We start from the raw sequence: 20,302 nt of genomic DNA, 5'->3' as shown, positions 1-20,302 counted from the left end.
CGGGAGGCCCGGAGCCGTGGCTCCGGGCCTCCCGCCCCTCGGGCATTGCCTGGATCTACCGCTGGTCGTTGAAGGCAGCAGAGATCTTGGCTGCGGTGTCCACGACCAGCTGGCCATGATCGGTGCCGGGGGAGACCTCGCAGCGCGAGAGCGGCATGGCCAGGCAGATCGAGGCAACGATGTGATCCTTCTGCAGCACCGGTGCGCTCACCGATCCCAGCCCGGGGGTGCGCAGGCCCACGGATTCCACCCAGCCGCGGCTTTCCACCGAGGCCATCGCCTCCGGGTCGAAGGCCAGCAACCGGCCGCTGGAACCGTGGGGCAGCGCGAGGCTCGCCCCTGCGGGCAGGGTCGCCTTCAGCTCGTGCCGGGAATCCACCGAGCTGATGCAGACACGATGATCGCCGCGGCGAATCCACAGCTGCGCCGTCTCGCCGGTCGCATCGCGCAGTTCGGTGAGGTGGCCCAGCCCGACCAGCTCGAGCCGGCTGCGCACGAAGCGCCGTCCCAGGCTGTAGTTGCCCGACTGCTCGCGCTTGAGGAAGTCGTACTCGACCAGGCTCAGCGCCAGCCGATGGGCAGTGGAAGTGGACAGCCCGGTGCGGCGGGCCAGTTCGCTGGCCGTTGCATCGCCGAATTCCAGCGCGTCGAGGAGCAGGCAGATGCGTTCAAGCTGCCGGTTGGTGGTGGGTTCTGCCATGGTCCGGGCCTTTCAAGGAAACGGGATCTGGCGTGGCCAGGTCCCGGGAAGTATTCAGTGATTCCTACTGTATGGGAACTGTATTCCGCTGTTCAAGAATAAAAGCAGCCCGGGGATCTGGTGATCCGCGGCACATGCTGATATTGTGTTCCCACTAAATAGCAATCAAATCCCATGAAGTGGGAAAATAGGGAGGTTGTCATGGCCAATTACGAGATCACTGTCATCCCCGGCGACGGGATCGGGCCGGAAGTCGTCGACTCGGCGCTGCAGGTTCTCGGCGAAGCCCAGAAGCAGTTCGGCTTCACCCTGGACTACGCCACCTACGATTTCTCGGCCGAGTTGTATCGGCGTACCGGGCGCAAGATCACCGCGGCGGATATGGACGAGATTGGCAAGAGCGATGCGGTGCTCTTCGGGGCTATGGGGCTGCCCGACGTGCGCGACGAGGAAGGACTGGAGCTCGGTGCCCAGGTGCAGATGCGCGCGCACTACAAGCTGTTCGCCAGCTTGCGCCCCGTCAAGCTCTTCGAAGGCGTCCCGAACGCGGTGCGTGCCGAGAAAATCGACATGCTGGTGATCCGCGAGACCTCCGAGGGTATGTTCGCCGGCCTGCATGACAAGCATGAACCCAGCGATGAGGAAGCCACTGACCGCATGACGATCACCCGGGCCACCTGCGAGACGCTCTTCGCCGAGGCTTTCGACCAAGCCCGTGCCCGCCGCAAACGCGGCACCCCGGGCCGGGTGACCCTGCTGCACAAGTCCAATGCCCTTCGCAGCAATGTGCTGATGGAAAAGGTCTTCGACGAAGTCGCAGCGAAGAACACCGATGTCGAGAGCAGCAAGTACTACATCGATGCCGGCTCCATGTACATGGTGACCGATCCAGGACGCTTCGACGTGATCGTCAGCGAGAACATCTTCGGGGACATCACCTCCGAGATCGCCGCCGGGTTGGTGGGCGGACTGGGCGTGGCGCCCTCGGCCGACGTGAGCCGCACCCACGGGGTCTTCCAGCCATCCCACGGCAGCGCCCCGGACATCGCAGGCACCGGCAAGGCCAACCCAACGGCCATGATTCTCTCTGCCGCCATGATGCTCGAATGGCTGGGAGAAAAACGCGAGGACGCGGTGCTCGTCGACGCGGCGAGCAGCATCAACGCCGCTGTCGAAAAGGTGCTGGCCACCGGGCCGCGTTCGGCCGACTTGGGCGGCAGCGCCAGCACCGACGAAGTCACCGATGCCGTGCTCAGCGCGCTGCGTTCCGCCGCGACCCTCCCGGCCGGAGCTTGAAAGGAAAAACCATGACCTGGAAAGTATTGTTCATCAACCCGCTGAGGGACTATATCGACGGCTTGAAGACTTCTACCCCCGAAGGCTTCGACTTGGTCGTCATGCCGGCTGGGACCAGCACCGGCGAACTCGTCGCCCAGGCGGCGGACGCCGACTTCATCATCTCCGGGATCGACGTCCCCGAGGAGGTCTTCCGTGCCGCCACCCGGGCGAAGTTCATCCAGTACATGAGCTCGGGTTATGGTCAGCTGCCACTGCACGTGCTCAACGACTTGGGGATCCCGGTCGCGCAGATGAAAACCCATTCGATCTCGGTGGCCGAGCATGCGCTGACCTTGATCCTCTCCCTGCTGCGCCGGATTCCGGCTTCGATGCAGCAGTTGCGCGAGGGCAAATGGAGGCAGGATCTGGATGAATCGTCCTATGCCGAACTGTATGGCAAGACTGTGGGCATCATCGGCCTGGGCAACATCGGCCGCTGGGTCGGGAAAATCGTGCACCATGGCTTCGGGGCTAACGTCATCTACTATGACAACGCCCAGATTCCGCTGACCGTGTCCGAGCTGATCTCCGCCCGCGAAACATCTCTGCAGGAGTTGATGGCCACCGCAGATGTCGTCTGCGTGAGCCTTCCGCTGAACGCGGACACCGATGGCTTAATAGGCCGCGCGAAACTGGAACTGATGAAGCAATCGGCAGTTCTGGTCAACGTGGGCCGCGGCGAGGTGATCAACGAGCAAGCCCTGGCGCAGATGTTGCGCGAGGGGCGGATTGCCGGAGCGGGACTCGATGTGTACGCTCGCGAGCCGCTGGATCTGGACAGCGAGCTGCTCGGTCTGGACAACGTGATCTGCACCCCGCACATGGCAGGGGTGGGCTGGGAGAACGTGCAGCGCCGTCTTGCCGCCGTGTGGGAGAACATCGATACCGTCCTGCAAGGCGGAATCCCGCGTGGCGTTGTCACTACGGCCAAGCGTGCCTCGCTCACCGATGCCATGGGGTAGCCCGAGGAACGGCCGGGCCTGTCTCTCCATAATTGGAAGATGGGCCTGGCTTTACCTGTGCTGCAGAGGCAGTTGCCCGCAGCGAGGGTCTGGAGTTCTACTGCTTCGAGCGAAGCAGTTCCAGCACCTGGTCCTGGCTGACTTGGCCGAAATCCTCGTAGAACGCTCCGACGGCAGCGAAATTGCCCGGGGTGAGAAGTTCGCAGATGCCATTGACGTGGGGCGCCAATTCAGCAACTGTTTCGGGAGAAGCCACCGGTACTGCCAGCATGACGGACGCAGGGGAGAACTCCTGTACGAGATCCAGCGCGGCCTTCATCGTCGCGCCCGTGGCCATTCCGTCATCGCAGAGCAGCAAGTCGCGCCCGGAGAGGTCCGGGCAGTAGTCCTTGAACCTGTCGGTGAGGGCCAGCAGGTCGGCGCCGGTTCCGCGTTCCAGGGATTCGAGTTCGTCCTTTCCGAAATACTGCAGCGCCCGGCGATAAATGGCCTCGTTGATATGGCGGGAGCTGCTGGACCCATACCGGGCGATGGCGCCGAATGCCAGCTCTGGATTGCTGGGCACCCCGAGCTTGCGCACTGCCACGGCGCCCAGGTCGGCGCCGAGCGCCGTTGCGACTTCGTAGGCAATGGGCACCCCGCCGCGCAGCAGGCCCAGCACCGTGTAGTCCCCGGCGGGCAGCAGAGTGGACAGCTTCATGCCCAGCGCGGCGCCGGCATGGCTGCGGTTTTCGAACACTGTGCTTCTACCTGGAGCCATGGTTCCAGTCTTGCCCAATGTCGCTCGATTGCAAGGGCATCGGTGGAAACATCCAGCATTTAATGTCCCGTGCGGTGATCAGGTGCTTGAGTCGGCAGTCTGCAAAGTCGACGCAAAGGGCATTGCGGGCCGACACTGGAGCTGCAGTATTTGGGGTTCCTCGCGATCCTTAGGGCCCCGGCTGCTGCAGGAGGCCGAGAAGTGTCCTGGTGCGCCGGTATTTCTCGGCCAGCCGCTGCCGGGTAACCGGGTCCAGTTGGCTGGTGCGTTCAGGGTCGGTGTTGTCGGCCAGATCCGCTTGCTTGACCAGCAAGGCCAGTGCGTTTCCACGCACATCGGCACAGTATTCTTCCAGGCTCTGCCCTGGGCGCTTGCTCAGCAACTGGACCGCCTCGATGACTGTTTCAGGAATGCCTGAGTTGCGCAGATCCTCCGCGCTCACCTCGCAATCCTCGATCACGTCATGCAGCCACGCGGTCGAGATGGCCTCCGGCGAACCGCCAAGAGCGCGGGCATGGCCGGCCACTCGTGCCGGATGCCCGATATACGCAGCGCCAAGCTTATCGACCTGGCCTTCGTGGGCGCGGACAGCAGTCGCCTTGGCCAATTCAACTAGCGATTTTTGCTCGTCCAGGTTCCGCCTCACTGATCGGCTGTTGCTGATTTACAGCTTACGCGTGGGGGCAGACGAGTTGGCCGGGCGAGCGATATTTGAAGTCCAAAGTGCCTGCGTGCTTCGAACGGACTCATAGATAATTCTGGCAGCTCAGGAAACGGCCGGCCAGGCAGTATTTGCCGGGCCGGCCAGGAACAGTGACTCAATCAACTAGCGGGCCGCTTCCCCCAAATCGTGGAACTTCTTCTGCCGGCGTTCTAGCCGATCTGCCGCGGGGATTGTTATTGCCAGAGAGATTGCCGCCGCGATGGCTGCCCCGAGCTCGTGGCAGAACTCGCGCGGCCTAGCTGCGGCGTCTACGAATTCCTCCACCACGTGATCCACCAGGCCAAACTCGCACAATGAGTCGACGCCGATCCGCTGCTGGCGAGCCATCTCTGGCGCGTGGCTGGTGGTTCGGTGAAGAATTGCACTGGCGCCTTCGGGAGGCAATGGCGAAAGCCATGAGTTTTGTGCGGCGATGGTCCGGTCAGCTGGCAGCAGTGCGAGCGCGGCGCCGCCGGTGCCTTGGCCGAGCAGCACCGAGACCGAGGGGGAGCGCAAGCCTATTAATTCGCTGAGCGAGCGGGCAATCTCTCCGGCCAAGCCACCTTCTTCCGCCTGCACCGAGAGCTCAGCCCCGGTTGTATCGATAATGGTGACCAACGGCAGGCCCAGTTCCTGAGCCAGTTGCATTCCACGGCGGGCTTCCCTGAGCGAGGCCGGCCCCAAACTGGCAGTGTCCGGGTGTCGCGGACGCTGCTGGCCGAGTACCACGCAGCGTTGGTCGCCGAATCGCGCCAATGCCAGCATCAGTCCTGGATCCTTCTCTCCTTGGCCTGTCCCGTTCAAGGGCAATGCGTCGTCTGCAGTTGCCAGCAGCATCCGGGTGTCAGGACGACGAGGATTCCTGCTGGACTGCACGGCATGCCAGACATCTTCGGTGTTCCTGAACGCGGTTCTGCCCGTGGGCGCTGGGAAAGCATCGGGGTGCTGCGCGGGCTGCAGGATCTGGAGCGCACGGCTTGCCAGCGCAGGTAGTTCCTGTGGCGTGACCACGGCATCGATCAAGCCTTTGCGAAACAAATTTTCCGAGGACTGGATTCCTTCCGGGAAGTCCTCGCCGTAAAGCGCCTGATAGACTCGCGGTCCCAAGAAGCCCAGCAATGCTCCTGGCTCTGCGACAGTAATATGCCCCAGAGAGCCCCACGAGGCCATGACTCCGCCGGTGGTGGGATGGCGCAGGTAGACCAGGTACGGCAGCCCGGCTTCCTTGTGCCGGCGGACCGCATCGGTGATGGCAACCATGCCCAAGAAGGCCAGCGTGCCCTCCTGCATGCGGGTTCCTCCAGAGGCAGGGCCAGCCAGCAACGGCAATCTGGCGGCCGTAGCGCGTTGGATGGCGGCGACGATTCGCTTGACTGCGGCCTGCCCGATGGAACCGGCCAGGAAGTTGAACTCTGAGACAATTAAAGCAACCTCGCGACCCTGGATCAGGCCTGTGCCAGTGATCACTGATTCATCGGTGCCGCTTCTATTGCGGGCCGTATTGAGGTCAGCCGCATAGGATTCGTTGAGTACGGGCTGTTGCGGCTGACTGTCCCAAGACTGGAAGGAATCTTCATCCAAGACGATGGAAAGCAGTGTGGCGGCGTCGATTCGCTGGGTTTTGGTGCTCATGGTCGGCCCATCTTCCGGTTTTCCAGCCAGCGGTCCACGTCCGCGGCATCGGCATCGAGTAGTGGCGGCGCAGTATGCGCCGTGCGGGTGGTCTCCTTGCTGGTGGCCGCATCGAAGAAGCGCAGTGGAGGACCAGGAAGACTAATCCTGCCCAGCACTTCATGCTCAACTTCCACGATGAGCCCTTGGGATTCGACCTGTTCCCATTCATATACCTCCTCGATGGAGCGCACCTTTCCCGCTGGAATGCCAGCTGCATCCAGCTCGCGCAGCAGCTCCTTGGCGGCGAAAGCCGAGAATGAGCGTTCAATCAGCTCATTGAGCGCAGCCCGGTTTTCCACGCGCCGGGAATTGCTGGCGAAGCGGGGATCCCCAGTGGGCAATCCGAACTTGGCGGCAAACGCCTGCCAGAGCTTTTCGCTGCCGATGCTGATTTGCACCTTCCCGTCTGAGCAGGAATACAGGCCGTAGGGGGCAATCGAGGGATGGTGATTGCCGATGGCCTTGGGATTTTCCCCGGCCACAGTCTGCCTGGTCCCCTGGAAGGCGTGGACTCCAATGATCGAGGCCAACAGCGAGGTGCGGACTACTTGGCCGCGCCCCGTCGATTCGCGTTCCAGCAATGCCGCCAGCGCCCCGTAGGCTCCATACATCCCCGAGAGCAGGTCCGCGATGGGTACCCCCACCTTCTGCGGATCTTCTGGACCGGAACCGGTGATGGACATAAGCCCGGCCTCGCCCTGCAGGATCTGGTCGTAACCGCTGCGATGGGATTCGGGGCCGTCGTGCCCGAAACCGGTAATAGACAGGATCACCAACCTTGGATTCAATTCATGAAGTACATCGACGCTGAAGCCAAGACGGTCCAGGACCCCGGTGCGGAAATTCTCCATCAGCACATCCGAATGCCTGACCAATTCGACCAGTTTCGCCTTATGTTCTTCATCTTTCAGGTTCAAGGCAACCGACTGCTTATTGCGATTGCAGGAGAGGAAATAGGTCGCCTGGCGCTGGTCTTCCGGTCCGACGAAGGGAGGTCCCCAACCACGGGTATCGTCTCCGGTGCCCATGGCTTCGATCTTGATGACCTTTGCGCCCAAATCTCCCATCATCATTCCGGCATGCGGGCCGGCCAGGGCGCGGGTCAAGTCGAGGACAACGTAGCCGTTCAGCGGTCCGGTGCCGGTGGCCAGTGTTTCTTCGGATTGGACTGTAATCGAGCTCAAGAGTTTCTCTCCTAAGGTTGTGAAGATTAGCGGACTGTTCCGGCGCTTATAGCCAGCCGGGCAGGACCAGCAACGCCCAGGCCAGAACAGGGCCGGCCAGGACGATGATGCCGCCGTAGCCAAGGACCTGCTTGTAGAAGCGGTCCTTGTCGGTACCTTCCGGTGCATTGGCAAGAACCAGCGCGCCGTTGGTGGAGAACGGAGAGACATCCACGATTGTCGAGGCAATGGCCAAGGCGCAGATCAACCCCGTTGCGCTGATCGAACCGGTGCTCAGGAACGGGATCGCCAGCGGGATGAGTGCAGCCAAGATTGCGGTGGAAGAGGCGAACGCAGAAACGACTGCGCCGATGTAGCAGATGAGCAAGCCCGCAAGCAGCGGAGCCCCCAGGGTTGCTACGGCGTTGGACGCGTATTCGATGGTGCCGGCTTCCTCTAGAACTCCGACGAAGGTGAGCATGCCGCAGATGAGCAGGACGGTAGACCAGCTGATCTTGTTGACTGCACCTTTCTGGGCAGAGGGGTTGACCAAGGCCAGGAAGACCGCGATGGTGATGGATACGAATCCGACGTCGACCTTGAAGCCCAGAGCGATAACGGCCAACGCAATTAGACCGAGGATGGTCATTGCCTGGCCGAAGCGCTGGCCCGGGGGATGGGGAGCGGCGCCGTCGCCCGCCGGATCGCGCGGACCGTAGGTTCCCGAACCGCTGCCCTTGAAATCGACATCGGCTGCCTGCGAGCCCACGGAAACCGACAAGCGGGCTTCGGCAACGCGTTCAGCGATGGCACTGGCCCGTTGCCCGGCCAGGTTGCGTCCGCCCAGGACCAGGAATAGTACGACGGCAATGATCAGGTTGAAGGCGAAACTGGTGAGGAACAGTGCAGTGGGACTGAAATCGAACCCTGCTTCCTGGATCAAGCCGTTGACGATGACACCGTAGACGGCAATCGGGGAGAAGCCGCCGGCTTGTGCGCCGTGCACGATCAACATGCCCATCATGAGCGGATTGATGTTGTACTTCTGCGCGAATCGCAGGCCGATTGGTGCGATGATGGCGACCGCTGCCGGGCCAAGCGCGCCGATGGCGGTGATAGCTGCGGTGATCGCAAACATTACCCAGGGGATCATCGAGATCCGGTTGTCGACGAGCTTCACCGCCTTGTCAACCAGAATGTCGATGGTTCCATTGTTTTGGGCTATGGCAAAAAGGTAGGTGACACCCACCAGAGTCAAGAACAGCCCTCCGGGGAAGCTTGCGAGGATGTCCTTGGCATCCATGCCGAGGAATATCGTGCCGAGAAGAAAGGCCCCGACAAAGGCCAAAGCGCCCATATTGATGGGGAACATCGTGGCAATTATGAACATCACCGCCAGAACGATGATGGAGACGAGTGCGACAGACATGTGGATTCCTTTTCGGGAGGCTTTGCACTGAGTGGTTTTGCTGTGATTGGCGTCACTGGCTTACTGGCCTAGCCTCCTAGACTCTTAGTGTCTTGTCAAGGAAATTTTCGGTGTAAGTTTGAGGAAGACAGATTTTCAGGTGGGGAGTGGTTGTGGCTGAAGCTAAGAAAGCCCGGACGTTTGCAAAGGTGCAGCGTCCACGGCTCTATGAGCAGTTGATGCAGCAGATCCTGGCCTTCGTTGAAGAAGAGCAGCTGGGGCCAGGGGATCATCTGCCGGCAGAGCGTGAGCTGGCGGAACAACTCGGCGTCTCCCGCGCGACCCTGGCCCAGGCCTTGGTAGCGCTGGAAGTACTCGGGGTTATCGACGTGCAGCATGGCACCGGCGCGGTGCTCGTGCATCGCCCGAGTGTTGCCACGGTCCTGCGTGAGCTGCGTGAGCATAAGAACCGGCTGCCCGAAATTGTCGAGGCGCGAAGCACTTTGGAGGTCAAGCTCGCCGCACTCGCCGCTGAGCGCCGCACCGACGCGGACCTGCGCAAAATCGACCAGGCGCTGGAAGTAATGGATTCCGAAATCAGCGACGGAGGACGGGGCGCCCGCGGCGATGAGCTCTTCCACGAGGCGATCACCGCAGCGGCCAACTCCTCGGTGTTGGAAAAGCTGATGGCGTTCATTGCGGAAATGGTGCTTGAAACCCGTTTGGAATCCCTGGGGCAGCCGGGGCGTCCGGAGCGTTCCCTCGAGTCGCACCGCAAGATCGCTGATGCCATTCGTCGTCAAGATGCCCAAGGTGCAGCCAAGGCGATGGGTGAGCACATAGATATGGTCTCGGATGTTGCTTTGCTGAAAGAGGGCCGGTAGTTGCAAGGCATTCCGGGGCGGTAGCGATGGGGTTGTTTGGGTATTCCTACCCAAGCCGATCAAATTATTGTTCGGGCTGGTCGCGGTTCCAACTGGCAACCTGAACGGATTGCACCTCTTCAATCGCTATCCTCGTCGTTCACGCTGCCGACCGCTGGCTGTTGCCATTGTCCGCATGGGTAACTGGGCTGTGGCTTGTCCTGGCCGGTTGTGGTCAAGTCCGCAGGGTGAATGATCTGAACCGCAAAGTCCGGCCCGAAGTCGACTCTCCGTATGGATCGACTTGACGTGTTCTGGCCTGCATGATTTCCGTAGCGGGGTGAATGACTGCTGCGTGCCATGCTGAATCCGCGCCGATCTGCGATGTCGACTGGAACAAGTTGATTCGCGGGAAAATCCGCCAGCTTCCGAACGTTGCACAGGGCGCTGAGTGTGGATAAATGACTTGATTGAGCTGATCGCGGTTTGCGCCACGTGCTGGCAGAACGAGGTCCAGTTTGTGGCAAATGACTGCCATGAGTGCACCATCCGTACCGTGCTGCGTTCGGCATTTACGGAGACCGGCATCCCTGCCGGGCTAGCATCTATTGCTCCTGTCGCTATGCGCTCGACATGTTTTCTCTGGCATCGTCTGCACCATGACCGTCCGCCAAGCAACGTCAGTAAGTATCGAAACCCACAATTCCCACTAATGTGTCATTGACTGTAGTGTGTAGCACACAGTAATGTAGTCGACATGGAAGAGTTCGACACCCAGCTGCAAGAGCTGCGACGCGGCACCGTAGTACTGGCCTGCCTGCAGCTGCTGCGCGGCGCCGGGTATGGCTACAGCCTGCTGGAGCAGCTTGGCGATCATGGTTTCTCCACTGACGCCAACACCCTGTATCCGCTGCTGCGTCGTTTGGAGAAGCAGGGGTACCTCACCAGCGAGTGGAACACCGAGGAGGCGCGGCCACGCAAGTTCTACCGGACCTCGCTCGACGGCATCCGTCTCGCTGACGCGTTGACCACCGAATGGCGATCCCTGACCACGGCGATCGCCTCGCTCACCAAAGAGGAGCACTGACATGACTGCCACCTTGACCGAACGCTACATCTCGGCCACCATCCGGAGCCTGAAACCCGAACTGCAGGACGACGTCCGCGCCGAGCTCGAAGCCTTGATTGCCGACGCGATCGAGGCGCGCACGGACCAGGGTGAGGCCGCGGACGAGGCTGAACGCGAAGTCCTGTCCGAGCTGGGCGATCCCGGCCTGCTTGCCGCGGGCTACGCGGACCGGCCGCTGCACCTGATCGGTCCGAAGTACTACCTGACCTGGTGGCGGCTGCTGAAGCTGCTGTTGTGGATCGTACCGGTCTGCGTGGTCGGCGCGGTGCTGCTGGGCCAGCTGCTCTCCGGAGCTGAGGTCGGCGAGAGCCTCGTCCAGGCGCTGGCCATCGGGCTGCAGGTGGCCGTGCATCTGGTCTTCTGGACCACGCTGGTCTTCGTCGTGCTCGAGCGCACCGGCGCGGACACCGGCATGAAGTGGGATGTCGACCAGCTGCCTGAGGTCCAGGAGGATGGCGCCGGGCGCAGCGAGCTGATCGCCTCGCTGGTGTTCCTGGCCATCGCCGCCGTGGCGGTGGTGTGGGATGCGGTGCGCGGATTCTTCCCGACCGGCGGCGAGCCGATCGCGATCCTCAATCCGGGACTGTGGCCGTGGTGGATCGGCGCGCTGTTCGGCCTGATGGTGCTAGAAGCAGTCTTCGCTTTCGCGCTTTATGCCCAGCGCCGCTGGACTACCGCGCTGGCAGCGCTGAACACCGTGCTTGCCCTGCTCTTCGCGGCCTGGGTGCTGGTCCTGCTGCTGGGCGGCGAGCTGGTGAACCCCGAGTTCCTCTCGTTCATCGCCCAGGCCGGAGGCGAGGAATTCGCTGCCGGGAACGCGGATGCCGCAGGCAACGGGGGAGTCTTCCGGATCCTGGCGGTGCTGCTCGGGTTCGGGATCGCCATCGGGGTCGGTTGGGACATCGCCGATGGCTGGCGCAAGGCGGTGCGCGAACGGCGCGTTGCCCGGGTCTGAATTCCTTGGAAGAACGAAGCCTGAAAAAGCAGAATCCCGGGGCATCGGAGAAGGAATTCGCTGATGTCCCGGGATTCTTGTGCTGCAGCTCAGGGAAGCTGCCAAGCTCCAGGTCTAGGGGAGCTTGCCTGGCTTAGAGCTGGTTGCCCAGCTTGAAGCCCTTGGATGCCTGGCCGTGGTACGAGCCGTCCTCGTCACCGGCACGGGTGTAGGAGAAGCCGTCCGCGCCGATCGTGACTTCCAGTTCGGAGTCGTCGGTGCGCTCGACGATTTCCTGCACGTTGCCATCCAGGTCCAGGACTTTGGAGGCTTCGGTGTACCACGAAGGCACAACCGGGTTGCCCCACCAGTCGCGACGCTGGTTGTCGTGCACGTTCCAGGTGATGGTCGGGTTGTCCGGATCACCGGTGTAGTAGTCCTGGGTGTAGATCTCGATGCGGTGGTCATCCGGATCCAGGATGTACAGGTAGAACGCGTTGGACACGCCGTGGCGGCCTGGGCCGCGCTCGATGCGGTCCGAGATGCGCAGTGCGCCCATCTTGTCGCAGATCTGGATGATGTTGTGCTTCTCATGGGTGGAGAAGGCTACGTGGTGCAGGCGCGGGCCGTTGCCGCCGGTCAGGGCGGTGTCATGCACGGTGCCCTTGCGGTGCATCCAGGCTGCGTAGGTGGTGCCTTCGTCGTCCTGGATGTCCTCGGTGACGCGGAAGCCCAGGTCCTCCAGGTACTTGCGGCCGCGCGGCACGTCCGGGGTCACCTGGTTGAAGTGGTCCAGGCGGACCAGTTCGCCGGCCGAGTACAGGTCGTAGCGCATGTGCAGGCGCTCGACGTGGGTGGTCTCGAAGAAGAACTCGTAGGGGAAGCCCAGTGGATCCTCGACGCGCACTGCATCGCCGATGCCCTTGACGAAGCCTTCCTTGCGGCGCTCGGTGCGGCAGCCCAGTTCCTTGTAGTAGGCCTCGGCCTTGTCCACGTCTTCGGTGGAACGCACGCGGAAGGCCATCGCCTTCAGCGCTGCCACTGGGCCCTTGGTCAGCACCAGGTTGTGGTGGATGAATTCCTCGAAGGAACGCAGGTAGATCTGGTTCTCGTCCTCGTAGGACACGTGCAGGCCCAGCACGTCGACGTAGAAGTTGCGCGAGCGCTCAAGGTCGGTGACGACCAGTTCGGCGTAGGCGCAGCGCAGGATATCCGGCGCTGGCACCGAAGGGGTTGGGATCGGGTTTGCGATCTCTTTGCTCATGATGTGCTCCTTTGCAAGCAAAAAATTTAGTGGTGGGAAGCTGGTGCTTCCTAGACGCCGAACTTCGGGGAGTGCGCTTCGTTCAGGGTGATCTGGATGGACTGCTGGGTGGTGTAGAAGTCCACCGAGCGGTAGCCGCCCTCGCGGCCCAGGCCCGACGCCTTCACGCCGCCGAATGGGGTGCGCAGGTCGCGGACGTTGTTCGAGTTCAGCCACACCATGCCCGAGTCGATCTGGTGCGCGAAGTTGTGCGCGCGCTTCAGGTTCGAGGTCCACACGTAGGCGGCCAGGCCGTACTTGGTGTTGTTGGCCAGCTCCAGGGCTTCCTCGTCGGTGTCGAACGGGGTGATGGCAACGACCGGGCCGAAGATCTCGTCCTGGAAGATCTGCGCATCCGGTGCGACATCGGCGAACACGGTCGGGGCGACGTAGTTGCCCTCATTCTCGAAGCCTTCGGCGCGGCCGCCGCCGGCCAGCAGCCGGCCTTCGTTCTTGCCGATCTCGATGTAGCTCATGACCTTGTCGAAGTGGTTCGGGTGGACCAGCGAGCCGACCTCGGTCTTCGGGTCGCTCGGCAGGCCGACGCGGATGTTCTTGGCGCGCTCGGCAAACTTGGCAACGAAATCATCGTAGATGTCGCGCTGGACCAGGACGCGGGAACCGGCGGTGCAACGCTCGCCGTTCAGCGAGAACACGCCGAAGACGGTGGCGTCCAATGCGGCTTCCAGGTCGGCGTCGGCGAAGACGACGGCCGGGGACTTGCCGCCCAGCTCCAGCGAGAGGCCCTTGAAGAACGGTGCGGCCGCGGTGGAGATGGTGGCACCGGTGGAGGAGTCGCCGGTGAAGGAGACCAGCGGGACGTCCGGGTGCTTGACCAGGTAGTCGCCGGCCACGCCGCCGGAGCCGAAGATCAGGTTGAAGACGCCCTCTGGCAGGCCGGCTTCGCGGAAGATCTCTGGCCACAGGGTGGCGGACAGCGGGGTGTAGCTGGCAGGCTTCAGGACCACGGAGTTGCCGGTGGCGATGGCCGGGGCCAGCTTCCAGGATTCCTGCATGAACGGGACGTTCCATGGGGTGATCAGCGCGGCGACGCCGATCGGCTTGCGGTTCACGTAGTTCATCTGGCGGCCCGGGACGCGGAAGGTGTTGTCCACCTGGGCGACGATCAGGTCGGCGAAGAAGCGGAAGTTCTCGGCGGCGCGGCGTGCCTGGCCCTTGGCCTGGGTGATCGGCAGGCCTGAGTCGTAGGACTCCAGCAGCGAGAGCTCCTCATCGCGGGACTCGACGATGTCGGCGATCTTGTGCAGCACGCGGGAACGCTCGCGCGGCAGCATCTTGGACCATGGGCCTTCCTTGAATGCCTTGCTTGCGGCGGCGACGGCCAGGTCCACGTCCTCTGGCTGTGCCGAGGCGACGGTGGCGTAGTTGGTGTTGGTGACCGGTTCCTGCACGTCGAAGGTTGCTCCGCCGATGGAGTCAACGAATTCGCCGTTGATGTAGTGCTGCAGGTGGGTTGGGAGATTTTCCGGTACGAAGTGCTTGCTCATGGCAGTTCCTTTCGTGCGTTGTCCCGGTGTTTTCACCGGATGGCTTTGGGCAAAACTATGGGTAGTGCAGGGGCTGCCGGCTAGATGGCGCTCGGTGCCATGCCGGCAGCCTTGAGGTAGGCGTTCAGGGTGTGGGCGCGGTGCTCGCGCGCCGCGGCCTCGATCTGCGCCGGGGTGGCGTGATCGGCAATCAGATCCAGCAGCTTCTCGTGTTCCTCAACCGAGGCGCGGGCCCGGTTCGGGATGTGCGTGAAGGAGCTCGCACGCATCGCCGCCAGCCGCCGCCATCCGCGCTGGACCAGGTCCAGGATGTGCGGGTTGGGGCACTGGCCGTAGAGCAGCTGGTGGAATTCGGTGTTCATTCGCGTGAAGGACACCGGGTCGAAATCCTCCAGGCATTGGCGCATACTCTCGTTCAGCGCCCGCGCCTTGGCCAGCCACTTGGCGTCCATGGCATCGGCGGCCAGCGCGGTGGCGGCCGGCTCGATGATCATCAGCGTTTGCATGGTGTGCAGGTAGAGCGTGGAATCCACGTGGGCCACCGTCGCCCCGACGTTTCGGGTGAAGTGGACCAGCCCTTCGGCCTCCAGCCGGCGGATCGCTTCGCGCACCGGGACCACGGAGCAGCCCAGCTCATCGGCGATGGTGCCCAGCACCAGCCGGTAGCCGGGGGAGTATGCCCCGTTGACGATGCGCTCGGAAACCAGCTGGTAGGCTGCCTCGGACTTGGATGCGGTCATTACAGCGACCATGAGTCCAGATCCGGGCTGCCTGCGTCCTTCCAGGCGTTGTACTTGGCCTTCCACTCGGCGTTCATCGGGAACAGGCCCTCGATGCCGTGGCCTCGCTTGACCATGGCGAAGATGAATTCGTCATTGGACTCGGTCACCGCTGCCTCGGCGGCCACCTCGGCCACCATGGCTGGCGGGATGACCACGATGCCATCGGAGTCGGCCACGATCACGTCGCCCGGCTGCACGGACACGCCGCCGCAGGCCACGGTGATGTCCTTGTCCCAGGCCACGTGCTTGCGGCCGAGCACTGCCGGGTGGGCGCCGTTGTAGAAGACCGGGATCTGAAGGTTGGATACCGCGTCCAGGTCGCGCACGCCGCCATCGGAGATGATGCCGGCGGCACCGAGCTGCTGGGAGCGCAGGGCCAGGATGTCGCCCAGGGTGGCCGAACCCGTCTCGCCGCGGGCTTCCATGACCAGGATTTCGCCGTCCTTGAGCGAGTCGATGGACTGCTTCTGCATGTTGTAGCCGCCGCCGTGGGCCTTGAACAGGTCCTCGCGGTTCGGGATGTAGCGCAGGGTCCGGGCGGTGCCGATCACGCGCTGCATGCCCTTGGTGGCACCGGGAACCTCGATGTTCACGTTGTTCAACCCGCGCTTGCGCAGGGTGGCGGACAGGGTGGCGGTGGCGACCGAGGCCAGCTGCTCGCGGACCTTGTCGGTCAGCACCGACTTGCCGGTAATCAGGGGTTCCATGCCGGCGGTCTCGCGATCGCCGTAGGCGTCTTCCTTGTCCTTGTCGGTGACCTTTGGCTGGTTGCCGAATGCGGCGAAGGCTTCGGTGCCCTCGGCGGCGGTGGTCTTCAGCTTGCCGGTGGATGCTCCGGAAACCAGGTCGGTGACCTCGACCTCGACGACGTCGCCCGGGAAGAAGACGGTGGAGCCGGCCGGGGTGCCGGTGAGGATGATATCGCCTGGCTGCAGGGTCATCTGCTGGGACAGGTCGGCGACGATGGTGGCAAGCGAGAAAAGCAGTTCGGAGGTGTCGGCATCCTGGGCGAGCTGGCCGTTGACCCAGGTCTGCACGCGGAGCTTGGCAGGATCCAGGGTGGAAGCATCCAGCGCGTTGGGGCCGACCGGGGTGTAGCCGTCGCCGGACTTCGAGCGGATGTTCGAGCCCTTGTCCGCGTACTTCATGTCGTGCACGCCCAGGTCGTTCGATGCGGTGACCTGTCCGACGTAGCTCCAGGCGTCCTCAACCGAGACGCGGCGGGCGGCCTTGCCGATGATCAGTGCGATTTCGCCCTCGAAGGCGAGCAGCTCGGTGCCGGCAGGGCGTTCCACGGTGGAACCGCTGGCGGCCAGCGAGCTGGTGGCCTTCATGAAGTAGCTGGGGAACTTCGGGGTGCGTCCACGCTGCGCCGCACGCGAGGAGTAGCTCAGGTGTACGGCCAGGATCTTGCCTGCCTGCGCGAAGGTCTCTTCGGTTACTGGGACAATATTGCTCACCGTTGATCGGCCTGCTTTCGTCGAACATCATCTCGTACATCAAATCGTATACGATCAGTGTGCTCCCAATCTCAGACGGTGTCAAGCGGGACGCGGGAATCTTTCGAAACGCCCGCGAGGCAGGGCGGAAAATCCGCGGAATCACAGGAAATTTGGCGCAGTCGAAAGTTTTCCGGAATCGACGAAATCTGGGAATCAGATTGAATGTACGATAGCGCACAATTGCCGACAGGAATGCCTTTCGGAGGCCGGGGACCGGCGGATCCGGTATTCCGATAGGGACCCTTAAAGGTTGAAAGCCGCGTTAAAAACGGCGCTGGCCGGAGAGAATTCCCCGGCCAACGCTTCGTGCTATTCAGTTACTCAACTGGCAGTGCAGACCGTGGCCTAGACGCGAATGGCATCCACGATCTTCACACGTGCTGCCACCAGCGCTGGGAGCACGCCGGTGAGGGCACCCACCGCTACGGAGACTCCCATGCCTAGCAGTGCGGCATCGAGCGGGAAGGGCGGCATCTGGTCCAGCTCGGTAGCGAGCACCATGTTCAGCAGGCTCTCATTGGAAACCAGGGCTACCGAGATCAGCACGCCCAGGCCGCCGGCCACCGCGGTGGCTACCACGCTCTCCATCATGACCGAGAAGAAAACCCGGCCGGTGGTGGCGCCGAAGCTGCGGCGGATGCCAACTTCGCGGATGCGTTGCTTCATGGTCACCATGGAAACATTCAGCAGGCTCAGCGAACCAAGCAGCAAGATGATCACAGCAATGCCGGAAACCACCAATGCCAACTGCTTCAGGCTTTCATCAGCACCCCACATCAGGTAATCCTCGCGATGGGAATCGACGGTATAGCCCGGAAGCTCGGCCTGCATCTGCTGGCCAAAGTGCATGGCCAGCTCCTCGGATCCCTCGATAGGCACCCACATCTTGTAGGACACCTCATTCAGCGGGGCGCGCTCCGAAAACCAGTGCTCATAGGTGGCCGGCAGCATCCACAGCTGGCCGGACATCCCGAAGGATCGGGAGCTGGACGTGCCGATGACCGTGACGGAGACGGCGTTGCCGTTGCTCACCAAGTCGACGGTGAATGGCAGCTGCTGGCCTTCCAGCCCCAATTCCCTGATGATGTTCTGGTCAACCACCACGGCGGGTGACAGATTTTGCGCATCCTCGGATTCCAGCCAGCGCCCTTCGGTCATGACAAGCCGATGCATCGGGGCGTAATCCGGTTCGACCACCAGGGTTTCCGCGTCCAGGGCAACGCCCTGGGATACAACCTGTTGGTCGTAGCTGCGGCCGATCATCGTGGTGTAGTCGATTTTGAAGCGCGCGCTGGTCTTCTCGAAAGCCTGCGCCACCGAATCATCGCCCTGCGGACCCCCATCCGAGCGTGCATCGAAGGCATAGGTGGTGATCATTGCGGGACGGCCGTCGCGTTCAAGGGTTTCGGTCATCATCTGCCGGGCCATGCCGGCGCCGGCCAGGGCGGTGGTCAGCGATGCCACGGCAACGGTCACGCCGATCAAGGAGAGCAGCACCCGCAATTTGTGGATGCGCAGTTCCTGCCACGCCTCCAGCAATGCTGCGGCAAATCCGGTGGCCAGGCGTGCAAGGGCGTTCAAGGCACCACCACCTCACTGAGCGGATGCAGCCGCCCTGAATCGAGGCGGAACTGCTCGCGCGCCAGGGCTGCCACGTTGCTGTCGTGCGTGATGGTGATCAGGGCCGCGCCCGAATCAACCGTGGCGGAATCCAGCAGTTCCATGACGGCACGTCCAGTGCTGACGTCCAATGCGCCGGTGGGCTCATCGGCGAGCACCACGCGAGGGCGCCGCACCAGCGCGCGGGCAATCGCCACGCGCTGCTGCTCGCCACCCGAGAGAGTCTGCGGCATGGAATCCAGGCGTCCGCCCAGTCCCACGCGTTCCAGCGCCTCGGTGGCCAGCTTGCGCCGATTCCAGAAATCGCGGCCGCTGGCATACATCAGCGGAGCCATGACATTCTCCAGCGCAGTGCGTCCGGGCAGGAGGTTGAACTGCTGGAAGACGAACCCGAGGTCGCGGCCGCGGGCATGAGCAGCCTGCTTGGCGCTCAGCCGGGCGGCATCCTTGCCGCGCCACAGCAGGCTGCCGCTGGTCGGACGATCAAGCAGGCCCAGGATGTTCAGCAACGTGGACTTCCCGGTGCCCGAACGTCCGACGATGGCTATGTGGTCTCCCTCGGATACGGTGAGATCGATCCCGTTGAGGATGTGCAGCTCGCTGTCATCGGGCAGCCGGACGCTGCGGGTGACGTCCTCGAGCTTCAGCAATGGCTCACCACTCATCTGGGTAGGGCTCCATCTGCATCATTTCACCTGGCGCCGGGGTGGATCCCGGGACGAACCGAAGGATTTCGGTCTCGTCCTTCAGCCCGGAAACCACATCGATGATCTTTCCATCGGTCACGCCCAGCTCTACTTCGGTGCGGATTTCCTTGCCGTTCTCATCCAGCTTCCACACCGCGCCCTGGCCAACCAAGCCGCGAACTGCCGATACCGGTACAGTCACTGCATCCTCAACGGTGCCAGCATCGATTTCCATGTTCATGCTCAGCCCATCAAAGACCACGACGTCAGCTGGAACAGCACAAGAAATCTCGCTGCTTGAAGAGCTCTCCGGGGATTCGCCGGTGGCCATTGGATCCATGGACGATTCCATATCCTGGTCCTGCGTGCTGGCGTTGGATTTCTTCGACGCGCTGTCCCCGACAGACAGATCCTTGCACGTGAAGGGCTCCGGCCCGCCGTCAATAGTGATCGTTGCTTCGAGGGTTTCGTCCATCAGGCGGTAGCGATCCAGCGGATCGATCGAACCGGCCGCCAGGAATTCCTGCGGCTGGATGGAGCCGAGGCCCGTGCCCTTGGTGACATCATCGCCAATCTCGATCTGGAAAGCGCCTACCTTGCCGGTGGCCGATGCGTAGACATCGTGGTACTTCACGATGGGAGCAGTTTCCAGGGGCAGCTCTTCGCCTTCGGAACTCTCGGTGTCCGAGACGCTGGCTTCAGCGACTTCAGGCTGAGACTCTGTGCGGACTTGGAAGATGCGGTCGCCAAGGGAGACATTGTCACCCGGTTTGACGAAGGCCCAGTTGACGACGCCGTCCACGGGAGCGTTCAGCTCTTTGGATTCGGTGAGCCTGATGGTTCCGGGGATGGTCAGCTTGTTCTCGACCGTTGCTTTTTCGGCAAAAACGGTCTCGGCTGGGATTTCTCCGGTGGGGAACAGGTCGTCGTCGGCGGCGGAAGTACCGCCGGCAAACGCGAGCTTCACGAGGCTGACGGCGATCAAGGCGCCGATGACCAGCCAGGCAGCGGGAAGGAAAACGCGGCGGAACGCGCGGCGTTGGCTCATAGAGTTGCTCTTTTCACCATACAAAAATTACCCGAGCCAACTGCAACCTCCAAGCCTAATCAAGAGAAACGCGTAACCTTTATCAGATTGAGATGTATTTTTACTTTGCTAGTCAGACCCGCTAGTCAAGTTACTGATCGAAGGGTGTATTTGAGTTCGTTGCGCGCGAGGCGCCCTGTGCGGAGCGCCGTGGCGTCGATTGCCATGGGGCCTCCAAAG

General features: G+C 62.5%; 18 protein-coding genes. 5 read left to right on the top strand and 13 right to left on the bottom strand.

Annotation, left to right across the window (positions count from 1 at the left end; genetic code table 11):
- Positions 1 to 55: 55 nt before the first annotated feature.
- Positions 56 to 700 (bottom strand): IclR family transcriptional regulator, encoded by a 645-nt coding sequence (locus tag ANI01nite_RS02760; protein ID WP_038991328.1) that lies wholly within the window; start codon positions 698 to 700, stop codon positions 56 to 58.
- Positions 701 to 901: 201 nt separating this feature from the next.
- On the opposite strand from ANI01nite_RS02760, the gene ANI01nite_RS02755 reads away from it, so the two are divergent.
- Complete coding sequence (locus ANI01nite_RS02755) at positions 902 to 1,996, top strand: isocitrate/isopropylmalate dehydrogenase family protein (protein WP_141355799.1); 1,095 nt, start codon at positions 902 to 904, stop codon at positions 1,994 to 1,996.
- 11 nt (positions 1,997 to 2,007) lie between these two features.
- Positions 2,008 to 3,000 (top strand): NAD(P)-dependent oxidoreductase, encoded by a 993-nt coding sequence (locus tag ANI01nite_RS02750; RefSeq protein WP_141355797.1) that lies wholly within the window; start codon positions 2,008 to 2,010, stop codon positions 2,998 to 3,000.
- A gap of 97 nt (positions 3,001 to 3,097) precedes the next feature.
- On the opposite strand, the gene ANI01nite_RS02745 is transcribed toward ANI01nite_RS02750, so the two are convergent.
- From ANI01nite_RS02745 to ANI01nite_RS02725, 5 genes are all read right to left on the bottom strand, one after another.
- Positions 3,098 to 3,760, bottom strand: coding sequence for a phosphoribosyltransferase (locus tag ANI01nite_RS02745; protein WP_141355795.1), 663 nt, complete (start codon positions 3,758 to 3,760; stop codon positions 3,098 to 3,100).
- Positions 3,761 to 3,929: 169 nt separating this feature from the next.
- Complete coding sequence (locus tag ANI01nite_RS02740) at positions 3,930 to 4,406, bottom strand: phosphohydrolase (protein ID WP_255314360.1); 477 nt, start codon at positions 4,404 to 4,406, stop codon at positions 3,930 to 3,932.
- 180 nt (positions 4,407 to 4,586) lie between these two features.
- Positions 4,587 to 6,095: a carboxyl transferase domain-containing protein gene (locus ANI01nite_RS02735; protein WP_141355793.1), complete on the bottom strand. Its 1,509-nt coding sequence runs from the start codon at positions 6,093 to 6,095 to the stop codon at positions 4,587 to 4,589.
- Positions 6,092 to 7,321 carry a CaiB/BaiF CoA transferase family protein gene (locus ANI01nite_RS02730; protein ID WP_170214523.1) on the bottom strand — a complete coding sequence of 410 codons (1,230 nt, stop codon included), beginning with the start codon at positions 7,319 to 7,321 and terminating at the stop codon, positions 6,092 to 6,094. The genes ANI01nite_RS02735 and ANI01nite_RS02730 overlap by 4 nt, the downstream gene beginning before the upstream one ends.
- Before the next feature lie 46 nt (positions 7,322 to 7,367).
- Entirely contained in the window at positions 7,368 to 8,729 is a 1,362-nt protein-coding gene (locus tag ANI01nite_RS02725) for an SLC13 family permease (RefSeq protein WP_141355789.1), read from the bottom strand.
- Between the two features lie 152 nt (positions 8,730 to 8,881).
- Between ANI01nite_RS02725 and ANI01nite_RS02720 the strand changes: the two genes are divergently transcribed.
- The 3 genes from ANI01nite_RS02720 to ANI01nite_RS02710 all read left to right on the top strand — a co-directional run bounded on the left by ANI01nite_RS02720 (position 8,882) and on the right by ANI01nite_RS02710 (position 11,655).
- Positions 8,882 to 9,592, top strand: a complete 711-nt coding sequence (locus tag ANI01nite_RS02720) for a FadR/GntR family transcriptional regulator (RefSeq protein ID WP_255314359.1) — start codon at positions 8,882 to 8,884, stop codon at positions 9,590 to 9,592.
- A 736-nt stretch (positions 9,593 to 10,328) separates the two neighbouring features.
- On the top strand, positions 10,329 to 10,658 hold the full coding sequence (locus tag ANI01nite_RS02715) for a PadR family transcriptional regulator (RefSeq protein WP_073707605.1): 330 nt from the start codon (positions 10,329 to 10,331) through the stop codon (positions 10,656 to 10,658).
- A gap of 1 nt (position 10,659) precedes the next feature.
- Entirely contained in the window at positions 10,660 to 11,655 is a 996-nt protein-coding gene (locus ANI01nite_RS02710; protein ID WP_141355787.1) for a permease prefix domain 1-containing protein, read from the top strand.
- 133 nt (positions 11,656 to 11,788) lie between these two features.
- Here the strand turns inward: ANI01nite_RS02710 and hpaD are convergent, their stop codons facing one another.
- From hpaD to ANI01nite_RS02675, 7 genes are all read right to left on the bottom strand, one after another.
- Positions 11,789 to 12,886 (bottom strand): 3,4-dihydroxyphenylacetate 2,3-dioxygenase, encoded by a 1,098-nt coding sequence (hpaD, locus tag ANI01nite_RS02705; RefSeq protein WP_038991538.1) that lies wholly within the window; start codon positions 12,884 to 12,886, stop codon positions 11,789 to 11,791.
- A 62-nt stretch (positions 12,887 to 12,948) separates the two neighbouring features.
- Positions 12,949 to 14,445 carry a 5-carboxymethyl-2-hydroxymuconate semialdehyde dehydrogenase gene (hpaE, locus tag ANI01nite_RS02700; protein ID WP_038991335.1) on the bottom strand — a complete coding sequence of 499 codons (1,497 nt, stop codon included), beginning with the start codon at positions 14,443 to 14,445 and terminating at the stop codon, positions 12,949 to 12,951.
- Positions 14,446 to 14,525: 80 nt separating this feature from the next.
- On the bottom strand, positions 14,526 to 15,185 hold the full coding sequence (locus ANI01nite_RS02695) for a GntR family transcriptional regulator (RefSeq protein WP_141355785.1): 660 nt from the start codon (positions 15,183 to 15,185) through the stop codon (positions 14,526 to 14,528).
- A complete protein-coding gene (locus ANI01nite_RS02690; RefSeq protein WP_141355783.1) occupies positions 15,185 to 16,687 on the bottom strand; it encodes a fumarylacetoacetate hydrolase family protein in 1,503 nt (500 codons plus the stop codon). Before ANI01nite_RS02690 ends, ANI01nite_RS02695 begins: the two co-directional genes overlap by 1 nt.
- Before the next feature lie 387 nt (positions 16,688 to 17,074).
- Positions 17,075 to 18,310: an ABC transporter permease gene (locus ANI01nite_RS02685; RefSeq protein WP_141355781.1), complete on the bottom strand. Its 1,236-nt coding sequence runs from the start codon at positions 18,308 to 18,310 to the stop codon at positions 17,075 to 17,077.
- Positions 18,307 to 19,014 carry an ABC transporter ATP-binding protein gene (locus ANI01nite_RS02680; RefSeq protein ID WP_141355779.1) on the bottom strand — a complete coding sequence of 236 codons (708 nt, stop codon included), beginning with the start codon at positions 19,012 to 19,014 and terminating at the stop codon, positions 18,307 to 18,309. Before ANI01nite_RS02680 ends, ANI01nite_RS02685 begins: the two co-directional genes overlap by 4 nt.
- On the bottom strand, positions 19,004 to 20,083 hold the full coding sequence (locus tag ANI01nite_RS02675) for an efflux RND transporter periplasmic adaptor subunit (RefSeq protein WP_141355777.1): 1,080 nt from the start codon (positions 20,081 to 20,083) through the stop codon (positions 19,004 to 19,006). The genes ANI01nite_RS02680 and ANI01nite_RS02675 overlap by 11 nt, the downstream gene beginning before the upstream one ends.
- Positions 20,084 to 20,302 lie beyond the last annotated feature (219 nt).

It is taken from the genome of Glutamicibacter nicotianae, from assembly GCF_006539525.1.
GTDB lineage: Bacteria > Actinomycetota > Actinomycetes > Actinomycetales > Micrococcaceae > Glutamicibacter > Glutamicibacter nicotianae.
This window is presented reverse-complemented; position numbering and strand designations above follow the sequence as displayed.